Origin of the sequence: Luteolibacter sp. Y139, assembly GCF_038066715.1 — a bacterium.
Classification (GTDB): Bacteria; Verrucomicrobiota; Verrucomicrobiia; order Verrucomicrobiales; family Akkermansiaceae; genus Haloferula; species Haloferula soli.
Map to the genome: position 1 here is coordinate 24804 of NZ_JBBUKT010000002.1, position 13774 is coordinate 38577.

General features: G+C 62.8%; 11 protein-coding genes. 2 read left to right on the forward strand and 9 right to left on the reverse strand.

Going from position 1 to position 13774, the window contains the following annotated elements:
- Positions 1-48: 48 nt before the first annotated feature.
- Positions 49-249: a translation initiation factor IF-1 gene (gene infA, locus WKV53_RS05175; protein ID WP_341404116.1), complete on the forward strand. Its 201-nt coding sequence runs from the start codon at positions 49-51 to the stop codon at positions 247-249.
- Positions 250-255: 6 nt separating this feature from the next.
- On the opposite strand, the gene WKV53_RS05180 is transcribed toward infA, so the two are convergent.
- The 8 genes from WKV53_RS05180 to WKV53_RS05215 form a co-directional block, all read right to left on the reverse strand.
- Positions 256-783 carry a hypothetical protein gene (locus WKV53_RS05180; RefSeq protein WP_341403289.1) on the reverse strand — a complete coding sequence of 176 codons (528 nt, stop codon included), beginning with the start codon at positions 781-783 and terminating at the stop codon, positions 256-258.
- Between the two features lie 28 nt (positions 784-811).
- A complete protein-coding gene (locus WKV53_RS05185) occupies positions 812-2317 on the reverse strand; it encodes a DUF1501 domain-containing protein (RefSeq protein ID WP_341403290.1) in 1506 nt (501 codons plus the stop codon).
- A 19-nt stretch (positions 2318-2336) separates the two neighbouring features.
- Positions 2337-6995 (reverse strand): DUF1800 family protein, encoded by a 4659-nt coding sequence (locus tag WKV53_RS05190; RefSeq protein WP_341403291.1) that lies wholly within the window; start codon positions 6993-6995, stop codon positions 2337-2339.
- A gap of 358 nt (positions 6996-7353) precedes the next feature.
- Positions 7354-9066, reverse strand: a complete 1713-nt coding sequence (locus WKV53_RS05195; protein ID WP_341403292.1) for an Ig-like domain-containing protein — start codon at positions 9064-9066, stop codon at positions 7354-7356.
- A 5-nt stretch (positions 9067-9071) separates the two neighbouring features.
- Positions 9072-9290, reverse strand: a complete 219-nt coding sequence (locus WKV53_RS05200) for a DUF4266 domain-containing protein (protein WP_341403293.1) — start codon at positions 9288-9290, stop codon at positions 9072-9074.
- Positions 9287-9766, reverse strand: coding sequence for a peroxiredoxin family protein (locus WKV53_RS05205; protein WP_341403294.1), 480 nt, complete (start codon positions 9764-9766; stop codon positions 9287-9289). Before WKV53_RS05205 ends, WKV53_RS05200 begins: the two co-directional genes overlap by 4 nt.
- Positions 9763-10734 (reverse strand): FAD:protein FMN transferase, encoded by a 972-nt coding sequence (locus WKV53_RS05210; protein ID WP_341403295.1) that lies wholly within the window; start codon positions 10732-10734, stop codon positions 9763-9765. Before WKV53_RS05210 ends, WKV53_RS05205 begins: the two co-directional genes overlap by 4 nt.
- 4 nt (positions 10735-10738) lie before the next feature.
- A complete protein-coding gene (locus tag WKV53_RS05215) occupies positions 10739-11911 on the reverse strand; it encodes a DUF3570 domain-containing protein (protein ID WP_341403296.1) in 1173 nt (390 codons plus the stop codon).
- 135 nt (positions 11912-12046) lie between these two features.
- Here WKV53_RS05215 and WKV53_RS05220 point away from each other — a divergent pair, with 135 nt between their 5' ends.
- Positions 12047-13033, forward strand: coding sequence for a ThuA domain-containing protein (locus tag WKV53_RS05220; RefSeq protein ID WP_341403297.1), 987 nt, complete (start codon positions 12047-12049; stop codon positions 13031-13033).
- A 70-nt stretch (positions 13034-13103) separates the two neighbouring features.
- On the opposite strand, the gene WKV53_RS05225 is transcribed toward WKV53_RS05220, so the two are convergent.
- Complete coding sequence (locus WKV53_RS05225) at positions 13104-13667, reverse strand: elongation factor P (protein ID WP_341403298.1); 564 nt, start codon at positions 13665-13667, stop codon at positions 13104-13106.
- Between the last annotated feature and the right edge of the window lie 107 nt (positions 13668-13774).

The following is a 13774-nucleotide window of genomic DNA, read 5'->3' on the forward strand; positions in this document are numbered from 1 at the left end:
AACAGCCCGCGCGCCCGCAAGCTTGGACCAGACGGCGAAGAGAAGTCCGTGGAGGTCGAAGGCATGATTACCTCGGTTCTCGCTGGTACTCAGTTCCGTGTGCAGCTTCAGAGCGGCCACGAGGTGCTCGCGCACATTTCCGGGAAGATGCGCAAGCGTTTCATCCGTCTGGTCGTCGGCGACCGGGTGAAGATGGAAATGTCTCCCTACGACGTGACCAAGGCGCGGATCACGTTCCGCCTCGGCTGAGGCCGGTCAGCGGACGAAATCGTCGTCCGTATAGATTTTCCGGTCCGGTCCGGCGCTGCGGAGCTCCATTTTCTTCGCACTGAGCTGGTGGAAGAACCATGCCGTGCCCCAAGGGTCGCAGAGTTCGCCCGCGGCATTGATGGTGGAGCCGGCGGGGATATCCAGCTTGAGCTGCTTGGCATTGTCGCCGAGCAGGGCGGCGGTGATCTCGGCATTGGTGCCGACCGGGTTGCCATTCAGCGCGACGGCGTAGTCGCGCAGGGTGAGCTCGACATTATCGACGGCGTCGCGGATGCGCTGGATGTCCTCCTTGGTCAGCTTCGAGAGGTCATTTCCCGGCGGTGGAGCGGGAGGAGGCTCGACCGGGGTGACGGCTGGCTCGGGCGGCAATTCCGGAGCCGGTGGCTTCGGGGTGGCCTTTGTCGGCGGCGCCGGGGGGGCGGGAGCAGGCGGAGGTGTGGCATCTTCCCACGGTCGCCAGAGGACGAGACCTAACAGAAGAAGCGCGGCGATGGTTCCGGCCAGGACTTTCATGGGCAGGGACTACGGTGGTTCTCGTAGTTCAGACGCGCATGAAGCCGAGATCCGGGTTCGCGAAGCGGCCGAGATTCGGGAAGACCACCGGTAGGTGGGCGGCATCGACGCCAAACCACTTGGCCATGGTTGCGCTGTATTCGTCCACGCTGGTGGTGGGAATCCAGCGGCCGGTGCTGGTGTCGTCGGGGCCATTGACCTGAAGGACCGGGAAGGTGCCGTAGGTTTTCTTGCCGATGACGGCGCCGGTGGTGGGGTTGCCATTGCCGCCGAAGATGAGGTGGTGACTGCCCCAGCCGTGGTCGCTGCCCTGGCCATTGGTCGGGAAGGTGCGGCCGAAATCGGAGGTGGTGAAGCCGACCACGCTATTGGCCAAGGCGGGATCGCCGACGCCGGGCTTGGTCGTGTCAGCCGCGATCTGTTCGATGGCTGCCTGGAAGGCTCCGATGGCCTGGCTGAGGGTGCCGAGCAAGCCGGCGTGGGTGCCCGTGAGGGCATCGTCCCCCGCACCCATCTGAGAGGTGTGGGTGTCGTAGCCACCCGCGGAGACGAAGAAGATCTGGCGCTTCACCTGGAGCTTGTTCCGCCCCGCGATGATACGTGCGACCATCTTCAACTGGTCGCCGAGGCTGCCGGATGGGAAAGGGGTGTTCCAAGTCCAGCCGGTTTGTGTGTCGGTCAATGCGCTGTTGAGGGTGGCACCGGCGGCGATGGCATTGTCGATGACGTCGCCGTAGGCATCGGCCTGCAAGTTGCTCTGTGACAGCTTGGCGATGTTACGGACGACGGCTTCCCTTGCGGTGCTCGTTCCTGACAAGGTGACCGCACCGCTGGTCGAGACGTGGAATTGCTGGACGGAGTTTCCGACCTCGAAGGTATTCGCTCCCGAGATGCTGGTGCAGAGGGCGATCTTGGCCCGGCTCACCGGATCCTGAAGCAGCTCGTTTTGATAGGGATGCAGATAGTCGGCGACACGGCCACCCCAGCCGGTGCGTGGCGGCTGATCCGGGATCGAAGTTTGCCAATGGGTGACCTGGTCGGAGTGGGAGAAGAGCTGCGGCGGCAGGGCGACCAGCTTCTTCTGATACTGGACGCGGCTGGTTGGGAAGAGCAGCGGGCCGACATTGAAGAGCGTGGCAAGCTTGCCTGCCTGGAAGAGGCTCTGGAGTTGCGGGCAGACCGGGTGGAAGCCGTATTGATTGCCATCGTTGTTCAAGGGCGTGATCGCCAACGCCAGCGATTCCGGGATGGTGAGGTTCTGGCGGATCGCTGCGTAGTTGGCGTGCTGGGCGCCCTTGGGGATGATGAGGTTGTTGGCATCGTTCCCGCCGTTGAGGAAGATGCAGACGAGTGCCTTGTAGTCGGTGAAGGCGCCGCCGACGCCGTTGCCCTGGGCGAGGGCGGAGTTGATCAGCCGGAAATCCCGCAGGGTGGTGGAGATGACAGCGGAACCCATGGCGGCCCCGCCGATGGTGCGGAGGAAGTCGCGGCGGGAGCGGAGGAGACGGGCGCGGTCCTGGTCGATGGTGGACATGACGTTTCTGGGTGTGGGCTCAGCGTTGGATCGCGTGCTCGGGGGAAACGGCGATGAAGTAGATGATGGCGCGGACGCGGTTGCGCCGATCGGTATCGGCCGGGGAAGCGGGATAGGCGATGTTCGTGGTATTGGAGACGAAGTTGTAGATCTGGTCTTCCATGGCCGTGCTCATTTGCCCTGCCATGAGGATCTTCGAGAGCTCCTGAATCAACGGGCGTAGATTGGTGGTATTGGTCCAGTAATCGGTGGGGGTGGCGGTGCGCGGCCCCATCCACGGCGAGAAGTCCATCATGATGTCGTGGGCTCCGCCGACGAAGGCGCTGAAGCCATTCGTGTAACCGGAGGTTAGGCCGTTACCGGTGGTGTGGTAGATGCCGGCGAAGAGGAAGTTCGCCTGGCGGATCACGTTGGTATCCGAACTGATCTGGAACTCGGGGGTGACGAGGTTGTTATTCTCCAGGAGGCCGGGGAACTTGTAGTCCGGCGTGAAGAAGTTGAAGACCGTGGGGGAATTGAGCGGCGTCTGGCCGAGGGCCGTGTCCGTGTTGGCGACGTTCCAATCCGAGTAGCCTGATGTCGCGCTGCCCGTGCGATCCAAGGCTGGCGCGTGAGGTGCGGCATTGAAGATGCCATTGCGGTCGACGGTCGTCGCCGGGGTGGAGCTTGTCGGTGGCGTGGTGGTGTCGTTCACGAGTTCAATCGTGAGGCGCCGCGGTTCGGTATCGCTGATGGCCTTGATCACATAGACGCCGTCCGGTGGTGCCGCGTTGCTGACCAGGGTGAAGCTCATCGTCAGCCTGGTGTTGAGTGCGAGGCCCGGCAGGGTGCCGCAGGTCACATTCAATACGCCGCCGTTGGATTGTGCGTAGCTACCGCGGAAGTAGGCGACATCGATTTCACCGGACCTCGCGGCGGCAGCGGTATCGGCCGTGACGGAGAAGGTGGTGTTTCCGATGCGAGTGACCGGGAACACGCCGCTGGTAAGGGTGCCGGCCACGCCGGTGCGGAAGCGGAGGTAAGCCGACTGGCCGGTGGCGAAGCCGTGGTCGCTCGGAGTGGTGACCGTGATCACATTGCTTCCTATCGGCTGAGTCCAGGTTCCGCGGAAGATATCGCGGGTTCTAACAGTGAAGGAAGTGGCGGGCGGAATAGCGCTCACCGTGTAGTCGCCATCGTGCGACTGGGGACCCGCGCCCGAGAACCCGAGCAGCACCTTCTGGCCATTGCCGAGGCGATGGTTGATCGCGCCGGTGTCGACGGTGATGAGTCCGCCGTCCTGGGTGTAGGTGCCGGCGAAATTGTTCGCCGGGCGGAAGGCGCGGGCGAACTGGCTGACGCGCAGGACCGGCTCACGTTGCTTGCCGAAGCTGGAGGTGCCCGCTGCTGTCAGGGAGCGCGCTTCATAATCGAGCAGGATGGCCTTGATGATGGCCTTCATGTCGCCGCGGACGCCGGAGCCGTTGTCATTGAACTTCTGGACGACGCGATACACGTAGCCCGGTGACGGCGTGGAGGTGACCAGCCGCTGGATCAACTGGCGGCAAAGGAAGGGAGCGATGTTGGGATGATTGAAGAGCTGGTCGTGGACAGCATCGAGCTCCAGCGTTGGTAGGGCTTGGAATTCCGCATTGCCTGCGATCGCCGCGCCGCTGTGGGTGCCGTAGGGATCGAGAGGGACTCCATTGAGCACCGGGATGCCGGGGAGGACGATGTTGTTGAGAAGGCGCTTCCTGCCGGTGAAGTGGCGGGCGGGAACCTCGCGCATCGGATCGATCCAATTCGAGGATGCGGCGAACGAGGTATTGTAGGCGCCAGTGTAGTTGTAGTCCCAGCCGGTGAAGACGTGGGCGTAGCCGATGATCGAATCCTGATCGTAGGTGGGTATCAGCTCGCCCTTCGAGTTTATCATCGGGGTGCCGTCCGGATTCAGGCGGTAGAGGCCGAGCGAGAAGAGCTGCAGGATTTCCCGTCCGTAGTTTTCGTTCGGGATGCGGCCGGCGGTGAGGCTCGGCTTGTCGTTCCTCAGCATGTCGAGGTAGCGACCCATCGCGGGATGGAGGGTCACGGCTTCCAAGAGGTCGCGCACGTTCCCGAAGGAATGATCGAGCAGCATGTCATAGTAGTCCGAGATCGTATTGGCGCGCTCGTCGAGGGGGCCGGTTTCGGAGATCACCATGATTTCGCTGAGGGCGAAGGCGATGCGCTGGCGGAGCTGGTCGTCTCCCTGGATGGAGTTCTTCCACCAAGAGTTGAAGGTGAGGGTGCCGGGGTAGGTCGAGTTGTTGGGATTGGAGACATCGCGGAACTGCTCGACGTAGGGCAGGTGCTTGGTGACGGGTTTCGCGAACTCGGCATTGATCCACGCGTCGTAGGAAGCCAAGCCGTTGAGGGCCGTGATGTCCGAGCCATTGGCACCGAAGGTCGCCTGCTGGAGGAAGCGGGAAGCGGCGTTGACGTTGGTGTTCCCGGTGTTGGATTCGGTCGTCCAATTGGGAGGAGCGGCCGGTGGGATGAAGGCCGGGGCGGTGCCCATGGTGACATCTTCGAAGCGGGTCAGCACGTGGCCCGGCACGGTCGCGATCACCGGGGTGGCCTTCGCCATTTCGCTCGGCGTGAGCCAGCCGACGGCGAGGTGATCGCTGCCGGTGTTTTCCTTGTGAAGGACTTCCAAATAGTAGCGACGGCCTGCTTCGAGATGCAGGAGGGGAGAAGTGGCGGCGGTGGTCCAATCGCTGGAGGAAACGGGGGCGGTGAGCTCGGCGCGCTTCCATGAATTCACCGGTTCATCGTCATTGGAGAGGAAGAATTGAGCGACTTCATCCGCTCTGAGGTAGAAGCGGTATTCGCCGGTCTCGGGAGCGGTCAGGAAGCCACGGAGGCGAGCACCGTAGTTGTCGCCGGTATCAGAAGGTGCAGCCAGTGAGCCGAGGAGAGAGGAGGTCGGAGTGGTCGTCACCGGGATGTCGGCGATGCCGGTTCCCGGAGCCATGGACCACACCTCGCGGGTGATGCCGCCGCTGGTCTGGACGATGGTGATGGTGAGGAAGGCGGAGCCGGAGCCGGTGGCATTGGTTGCCGTGACCATGACCTTCCATTCGCCGGGAGTGGTCGGTGACCCGGAGATCAAGCCAGTGGACGTGGCCAAATTGAGACCCGGGGGCAGGTTCAGCGCGGAGTAGGAAGTTGGCTTGGCACTGGCCTTGATCTGATAGTTGAAGGCCGGGCCACCGATGAAGCCCAAGGCTTCAAGGGGCGCGTAGATGCGCGGAGGCGCGTTCGGGAAGAGGCGGTTCTGAGGGACGACCTGCTTGGTCTGGCTGGCCGATTGCCAGGAGAGGATCGCGCGGTGGCCGCCGGTGTTCTGGTAGTGCTCCAGAACGATGGGGTAGCGTTTGCCGCCTTCGAGCGAGATGATGGCGGAGCTTTCGCCCTGGGTCAAAGTTACCGGAGGGGTCTCCCAGTCGCTGTCGATCACGGCGCCGTTGATGGCCATCGGAAGGAGCTGCCCATTGACCCACAGGCGGCACATCTCGTTGGCGTTGGCGAAGAACGTGTAGGTCTGAGAGTATTCGGGAAGGATCTCGCCTTCCCAGCGGCTGGAGAAGTGGTCGGAAGTGGTGCCGACGGTGATCGGACTGCCGGGCCATGCCGCGACGGCGTTGTCATAATTTACGGTGGCATCGATCCGTGTCAGGACCGGGGCTCCACCGAAGTAGGGAGTATTCAGCGCGGGGCTGGTGGCGGGCGGAATGGTGGGGTGCTTCCAGAAGCTTGCGAGGAGGCCGGTGCCGTTGGCTTGCATGCCGTCCTTGATCAAGACTCCGGCGGTGATGGCGGTTCCGCGGGTGTAGGCAGGATCCGTCTTTACCGACAGCACGGCGAGTTCATCGGATTCGACGATGGCGTCCTGCACCGGGACGAGCGTGACCGGCACCTCGGTGGCGGACATGGGGACGGCGACGGTGGACCCCACGCCGGTGTAGTCCGAGGCACTTGCGCTGCCGGTGGCATCAAGCTTCACGAGCACGCGGCCGAGGCCGCCGCTGCGCAGCACGCGGAAGCTGCCGGAGTCGCTGGCGGGACCGGAGGTTGGCTCAGTGGCCTCGGTATCGCCGCTGACAAGGGTGATGACGGGAGTGGCCTGGAGGGCGGCGCTCACGGCGGCAAGGTCATTGCCACCATTGGGATTGGTGCCGGCTTGGATTTCCTCCCAGTCGGTCAGGCCGTCGCCATCGCTATCGATGTCGGCCACTACCACGCGGAAGAAGGTGGTGTTGCCAGCGGGCTTCGGAATGGTGACGGAAAGATCGCCCGCGACGCCTGCATAGAGTCCGGGAACATTGACCCAGGAAGCGGCCGTGGTGGGTGTGGAGGTGGACTGGAGCTGGTAGCGTTTGCCGGCTTGCGATGGCCATTTCAGAACCAGATTGGCAGCTTGGACGCTGATCGAGCGGACGGCGAATTGATCGATGCCCGAGAGGGGATCGGTGCCGGCTTCGGCTTCCTGTTGGTTGGTCTGGCCATCGCGATCAGAGTCATCGCCCGGCAGGAAGGTCGTGGGGCGGAACTTGGCTTCCCAGACATCACCGAGACCATTCGAATTGAGATCGAGGTCGGCGCGGGACGTAGCGACTAGGCACAGTGCCAGTGCGGCACAGCGAAAGATTCGGGACATGGCGGCTGGTTTTATTGGGAAACCGATCCGCGGGGGGACGCATCAGCGGGACAGCTGGTGCGTCGGAGCGACGTGAACGAATCATTCCATGCCAGATCCATGTAGAGCTGGCGAGAGGAAAGTCGTTAGGTCGCGAAATTCAATGGGTGCGAAATGCATCGCCCGTTCGCGGTCGCTGCGCGGAGAGGATGCCTTGAAGGAAGTTCACCCCTCCGGCCTGTCCAAACCGGAGGGGTGAGAAACACCATGTCTTATCCTAGAAACCTAGAAACCAGTGGGCCGCTGGGGAGCTGAACTTGAAGACACCTTAGCGTGTTCTCCGGAGTCTGCGATTCCCTGATCGCGTAGGTCTTTGCGTTCACGGCGTGAGCCAGACGCGCAGGGTATAGAAGGAGTGGGGCGGAGCTGCCGCAGACGAGTAAGTCACCGGCTGATTGTTTCCGATGATATCTGAAAAGCCGGTGATGGGAGTCCACGTGCCGGTCGCGAGATTCGTGCGAGTGTCCAATGCGTAGTGGCGCGTCTTTCCGCTGTAGCCGGGGCCGGTGGCCTGACGGGCGGTGAAGACTAGGGAGAGGTTGCCGCCACTGGATGAGATTGTCAGCGGCGAAGGCTCGCGAGTGAGAGGCCCGCCTCCGAAAAGGTACTCATCCTGATTTGTCATGCCGTCGCCGTCCGGATCAGCGGTGGGGCCGGAGATCTGTGGGTTGGCGAGTTGGGCGGTGTCGAAACGGCCCGCTCGCCATTCTTCGAAAGGATCGACACCGCCAGTCACTGTCACAGTGGCAGTATTCGAGTCCGCGGAGCCGGCGGTATTGGTTGCCCGGACCCAGTAACTGGTCGTTGTTGTCAGGGCCGAGGTGGTGAAAGAGGTTGAGGTGGCGCCCACAACAGGGTCGGACGTCACGCCTGCGTTGCCGCGGAACCACTGAAGAGAGGGCGAACTACCGGAAACTCCCACGCTCAAGGTGGTAGTGTTGCCGCTGACAATTGTTGTGGATGCCGGCTGAGTGGTGATCGATGGCGCAGTGACACCTGTGACCGTCACGGTGGCGGTGCTGGAACTCGCGGTGCCAGCGGCATTGGTTGCCCTCGCCCAATAGCTGGTCGTGGTTGTTAGAGCGGGCGTGGTGAAGGAAGTGGAGGTGGCGCCTGCGACTGGGTTGGCCGTCGAGGGTGATGTGCCCTGGAACCACTGGATGGAGGGCGGGCTGCCCGAAGTCGCGACGGTCAAGGTGGCGGTGGTGCCGCTGGGGATGCTGGTGGATCCCGGTTGTGTGGTGAAGGCTGGCGCGGTGGCGATGGTGACCGTGGCAGTATTGGAGTTCTGGATGACTCCATCGCGGGTGACGCGGACCCAGTAGTTCGCCGGGGTATTCGCGGTCGTGTGGGTCGGGGTGGTGTAGGTCGCTCCTGCTCCCGCGGCTCCGCTGATCTGGGTGCCGGATCCGGAAGTTCCCTTGAACCACCGGTAAGTGAGGGTGCTGCCATTGGCATTTCCCACGACGCTCAAGGTGGTAGCTGTATTGTTCGCGATTGCCACCGACGCGGGATGGGTGGCGATGATGGGCGAGCCGACTTCAATGACGAATTCCTGCGACATGGAAGCGCCGGTCTGGTTTGGCAGCTCCCATGCAGTTACGGTGATTGTAGTAGATCCGACTTCGGTCGGGGTTCCGTAGATCAGATGAGTGGAGGGCGTGGACAAGTCCTGGTGATCGAGCCCCGGCGGAAGTCCGGAGATGGACCAGCTGACCTTGTCGAGGCCGGGTGCATTGACGACCTGGACGATGAAGTTGAGAACTTCGCCGGTGGTTGCGGGGACGATTTGCTCGTTGGGATCGGGGTAGCTCTGGACGATCTCGGTGGCTCCGGTGACGGTGTCGTAAGCGCCGAGTCCGGCGATGGTGGCCACGGTCCACTTGGTGACTTCTCCCAAGCCCGCGCCGCCGAGAAGCTTGGCTTCAGGGAACAGCATCTGCACCAGCGGCGAGCGCTGGAAGAGCAGGATCAGCGAGCCGAGCCTCGAGGTGAGGATGCGGCTTCTGACGGAATGGAACAGACAGGTCATCGAAATCAATTGCAGCCGCAGCCGCCGCCGCCGACGCCACCACCGCCGAAGCAGGCTTCGCGCGAGAAGTAGGCGTGATCGGTCATGGCGGTTTCAAGGGGATCGAGGCTGTCCGCCATCACGGGCTTTGCGAGCGTGCCGCGCTCGTAGGGCTGGACGCGCACCAGCGCGGGCGAGCAGGCGGAGAGCGCGATCACGGGGATCAGGAGAATGAGCCGGGTCATGGTTCTAACAGGGCTTGGATTTCCTTCTCATATTCGGCTTCGGTCTTGGCGCCCTTGAAGCCATTGTGGACATGGCGGATCACGCCCTTGCGGTCGGCGATGTAGCTGGTCGGCATGGTGGCCGGGGCGAAGAAGGCGGCGGCCTTGTGGGCGGAGTCGTGAACGAGCGGGAACTTCGCGCCCATCTTGCTGGCGAACTTCTGATGATTGGCGGGATCGTCATCGACGCCGACGCCGATGATCACGAGCCCCTTCGCCGCATACTTGTCGTGGAGGCGATTGAAGGCGGGAAAGGAGGCCTTGCAGGGGCCACACCACGAGGCCCAGAAGTCGACGACGACGACCTTGCCTTTCGTTTCCGGAAGCTTTGCTCCGGGGATCAAGGTGGAGAGTTTGGGCAAGGCTTGTCCGACTTTTGCTGGCTCGGCGGCCAGTGTCGAAAGGGTGGCGGCAAGGATGGCGGCGACGAGTTTCATGCGGCTTTCACGAGGTAGCTGCCGAAGGAACGGGTCCCTTCGATTCCGGTTTCAGTTTGGGCACACACCTCCACGCCGCGGGCGAGCGAGGCGAGGTGGAGGCCATCACGGATGCCGAGGACGAAGACGGCGGTACTGAAGATGCCTGCTTCGAGGCAGGTGGGGCCGACCACGGTGACGGCGCGCATTCCATTTGCGACGGGCCAGCCGGTGCGTGGATCGAGGATGTGACCGTAGCGGACGCCATCATGAGTGAAGTGGCGGGCGTAGTCGCCGGATGAAGAAACGGCTTGGCCGCTGATGGCGAGGCCGCCCCAGCATTGGCCGGGGTGGCAGCCGTCCTCGATGCCGACATGCCAGAAAGGATGCCGGCCATTGCCTCCCATGGCGAAGATGTCGCGGCCGAGATCGACCAGGGCATCCGTGATGCCGTGGGCATGCGCGATGCGGGTGAGGTGATCGACGGCGTATTCCTTGCCGAAGCCGCCGAAGTCCAGGCCCATGCCCGGTTGCGGGAGGCGCACTGCGCCGGGGCGGCGCTGGACTTTGTCCCAACCGGTGAGAGCGAGTGCGGCTTTCACCTCGCTCTTTGCGGGGAGCTTCAGGTGGACTGTCTTCCAATCCCAGACGCGCAGCAGAGGCAGCAGGGTGGGGTCGAGAATGCCGTTCGTGCGCTGATAGAGATTTGCCGCGAGCGTGAGCATTTGCTCCGTCTCGGGATCGACCGGAGTCCAGTCGCCGCCCGCTGCGTCATTGATGCGGGAGATCAATGACGTGGGGCGATAGCGGGAATACTTCGCTTCGAAATGCTCCAGCCATGTGAGTGCTGCTGCTGCAAAATTCAGGGCGGCGCGTTCATCCTCCAGCCGGAACTTGATGGAGCAATTCGTGCCGAGCGCACGGAACTCCAGATGCCGGACACCCTGTGGGTCCGGCCGGAGTGGCGTGACGGGTTGCTTGGAGGACATCGGGTTAAAATGCTGCGTGAATGCCGAATGTCCAGATGTCGGCATCTGCGTAGGATTGATCCGGCGAACGTTCGGAGGCGTTGCCGGTGCCGTCCATGACGTAGCGCTCGTAGGCGGCGGAGAGGCCGAGGTGGTCGTTGAAGTTGTAGTTCAAGCGGAGGCCGCCGCTGATGGCGTCGAAGGAGGAGAGGCGGTAGTCGGCGGAGTAATTCGGGCCGCTGCCGGTGGGAAAGTTGGCGGGAGTTCCGGGGAAGTTATCCAGTGTGTTCGTGAAGAAGTCGGCGGCGTCCTGATGGTAGTAGCGGATAAAGGGTGTCGCTTGGAAATGCTCGCCGACTTCCTGCCGCCATTCGATTTGCACGGTCTGGGAGGAGATGCCGAAGTCGTCGTGGGAGAGTCGGAGTGTGCCATCGAGAGCGGCCTTCACCGGGTCGAAGTAGTGGCGCGCGCCGAGTTGCAGGACTTGGCGGAAGCGTGAGTCGGGGCGGTTTTCGCGGTAGACATTGACGACGGGCACTTGGATCGGGCCGCCGGGGCCGGGGAGGGTGATAATCGTGGTGCGCTGGATGAGCTTGTAGGGATCGTTCAGATAGCCTTCCGCGTAGCCGAGGGTGAGATTGGCGGTGAGGAGGGTGTTCTTGTCGAGTATCTGGCTGACGCCGGCGAAGAAGTCGTAGGAGCTCTTGTCCTGGTCGCCGAGGGCCGGGACCTCGACGTCGTCATCGAGGTAATTGAAGCCGAAGCGGAGGGTGGTGTTTTTCTGGTTGAGGTCCCAGGTGTCGGTGATGGCGAGGCCGTGTGAGATGTAGTCCTCTTCTCCGCTGTAGGAGAACTCGATCTCGGCGCGGTGGTCGCCGATTTGCCGTGAAATGGCGCCGAGGATGCCTTCGCGGACGTCTTCGAGCTGCGCGTAGAAGGGCTGGACGCTGCCGGGGAGGACTCCGGTGGGGGAGGATCCGCTGATCGCGTCGTGGATGTATTGGAAGCGGATCGCTGTGTCGTCGTTCAACTCGATCCGGGCGCGGAGGTATTGCGCTTCGACTCGGATGCGGTTGTCGTCTTCCTGATAGAGTTGGAAGCCGTAGTCATACTCCTGCGGCGGGATCTCGATCTCCCCGTGCGCGCGCAGGGCAGGGCACAGGAGGGATGCGACGAGGAGCGGTGGACGGGTAAGCATGGCGACGGCTTTCGGGCGGTGGTCCGATTCCCAGCCGCTTGGTTGACCGTTTACCTAAATGAACTTCCGAAGGCAAACCCTCCTGTAAGTCCGGGCAAGTTCCGTGCGTTTATCCTCCTTTGCGCCCGATAACCCATGAAAACCCCGCTGATTCTGGTCCTGTCCTTCGCTTCCGTCCTGAGTGCCGCGGAGCCCAAGCACGTGCTTTTCCTCGCCGGCACCAACAGTCATGCGTGGGGGCAGCACAAGCACCTGGCCGGTAGCACGCTGCTGTGCGAGTCACTGCGGGAAACGCCGGGGATCGAGGCGGAGGTGGTCACTGCCTGGCCGGATGCGGCGGCGCTGGCGAAGGCGGATACGCTGGTGATCTATGCGGATGGCTGGCAGGCCCACCCTGCGAATGACAAGCTGGCCGAACTGGAGGCATTCATGAACTCCGGCAAGGGGCTGGTCGCGTTGCACTGGGCGACGGGCATCCAGGCGGCTGATCCGGAGTCAAAGGACCAGAAGGAGGATCCGCGGCGAAAGCAGTGGCGTGAGCTGATGGGCGCGGATTTCGAGGCTTACAATGCCATCAGCAATTTCTGGAAGGCCGACTTTGCGGGGCCATCGGAGCACCCCGTGTCGCGGGGGGTGAAGCCATTCTCACTCTACGACGAGTGCTACTACCACCTCCGGGAGAGCAGCGATGCGAAGGTGGAGCGGGTGTGGAAGGTTCATCCACCGGCGGAGACCATCGAGCCGGGGCTTTCACCGTATCGTGGGAATGATGATGCCCGGGCTTCGGTGAACGACCGTAAGGAAGAGCAATACGTGGCGTGGACTTTTCAACGGCCGAAGGGCGGACGCGCCTTTGGTTTCACGGGCGGGCATTTCCTCTGGAGCTGGGCGAAGGATGATGCCCGCAAGCTGGTCCTGAATGGCATCTTGTGGAGCGCCGGGGGAGAAGTCCCTGCGAAGGGAATCGAATCCAAGACGCCGGATGCGAAGCGTTTGCTGACGGGGCTGCCGGAGAAGAATCCCGGCTGGACCGAGGCGGCGCTTCAAAAGGCGCTGGACCAGGCAGCGAAGGGGGAAGTCTTCCCGTGGCTGGAGTTCACCGACAAGCCGCTGCCTGAGTGAGGTGAGGGCACGAAAAAGCCGGACCCCGTGAGGAGTCCGGCTCTCCGCAAATAAATGCGGGGAAATGAAATCAGGCGCGGCTGATGTAGCTGCCGTCTTCCGTCTTGATGATGAGCTTTTCGCCCGGATTGATGAAGAGCGGAACCTGCACCACGAGGCCGGTTTCCAAGGTGGCCGACTTGTAGGCGTTGTTGGCGGAGTCGCCCTTCACGCCTTCCGGTGATTCGGTGACGATCATCACCATCGACGGCGGCAGTTCGATGTCGGCGACGAGGCCGTCGGCGAAGAGCAAGGTGTAGGTGTTGCCTTCGATCAGGTAGTTCCGCACGGAGTCGATGATGTCATCGTGAACGGCGACGTCATCGAAGGTCTCGTTGTGGAGGAAGTGGTAGCCGCCGGAATCCTTGTAGGAATACTCGTGCGGGATGCGCTCGAGGAGCACGGAGTCCATCGAGTCGTTCGAGGTCAGGCGCAGGTTGGAGACCTTCTTGTTCGAGACGCTGCGGATCGACATCACCACGTAGGACGCCATGCGCGGCGGCGTCTTGAGTTCGTGGGAAATCACGACGCAGACGTCGTTGTTATGACGGACGGCGTGTCCCTTGCGGAGATTGATTGCGGGCGTGCTGGCCATGATGTGGACGGGCGGAATAGGCGGGGAGGGGCCTGTGTGCAAGCGTGGAGTGAGATGGAGGAAATCCGGCCGGCGCGGGAGGCGGGGGAGGGTGAATCCTGCGGAAA

Excerpts from the sequence above, each read along its gene's own strand:
- WKV53_RS05180 (WP_341403289.1), bottom strand. The coding sequence starts at position 783 with ATGAAAGTCCTGGCCGGAACCATCGCCGCGCTTCTTCTGTTAGGTCTC.
- WKV53_RS05185 (WP_341403290.1), bottom strand. The coding sequence starts at position 2,317 with ATGTCCACCATCGACCAGGACCGCGCCCGTCTCCTCCGCTCCCGCCGC.
- WKV53_RS05190 (WP_341403291.1), bottom strand. The coding sequence starts at position 6,995 with ATGTCCCGAATCTTTCGCTGTGCCGCACTGGCACTGTGCCTAGTCGCT.
- WKV53_RS05195 (WP_341403292.1), bottom strand. The coding sequence starts at position 9,066 with ATGACCTGTCTGTTCCATTCCGTCAGAAGCCGCATCCTCACCTCGAGG.
- WKV53_RS05200 (WP_341403293.1), bottom strand. The coding sequence starts at position 9,290 with ATGACCCGGCTCATTCTCCTGATCCCCGTGATCGCGCTCTCCGCCTGC.
- WKV53_RS05205 (WP_341403294.1), bottom strand. The coding sequence starts at position 9,766 with ATGAAACTCGTCGCCGCCATCCTTGCCGCCACCCTTTCGACACTGGCC.
- WKV53_RS05210 (WP_341403295.1), bottom strand. The coding sequence starts at position 10,734 with ATGTCCTCCAAGCAACCCGTCACGCCACTCCGGCCGGACCCACAGGGT.
- WKV53_RS05215 (WP_341403296.1), bottom strand. The coding sequence starts at position 11,911 with ATGCTTACCCGTCCACCGCTCCTCGTCGCATCCCTCCTGTGCCCTGCC.
- WKV53_RS05220 (WP_341403297.1), top strand. The coding sequence starts at position 12,047 with ATGAAAACCCCGCTGATTCTGGTCCTGTCCTTCGCTTCCGTCCTGAGT.
- WKV53_RS05225 (WP_341403298.1), bottom strand. The coding sequence starts at position 13,667 with ATGGCCAGCACGCCCGCAATCAATCTCCGCAAGGGACACGCCGTCCGT.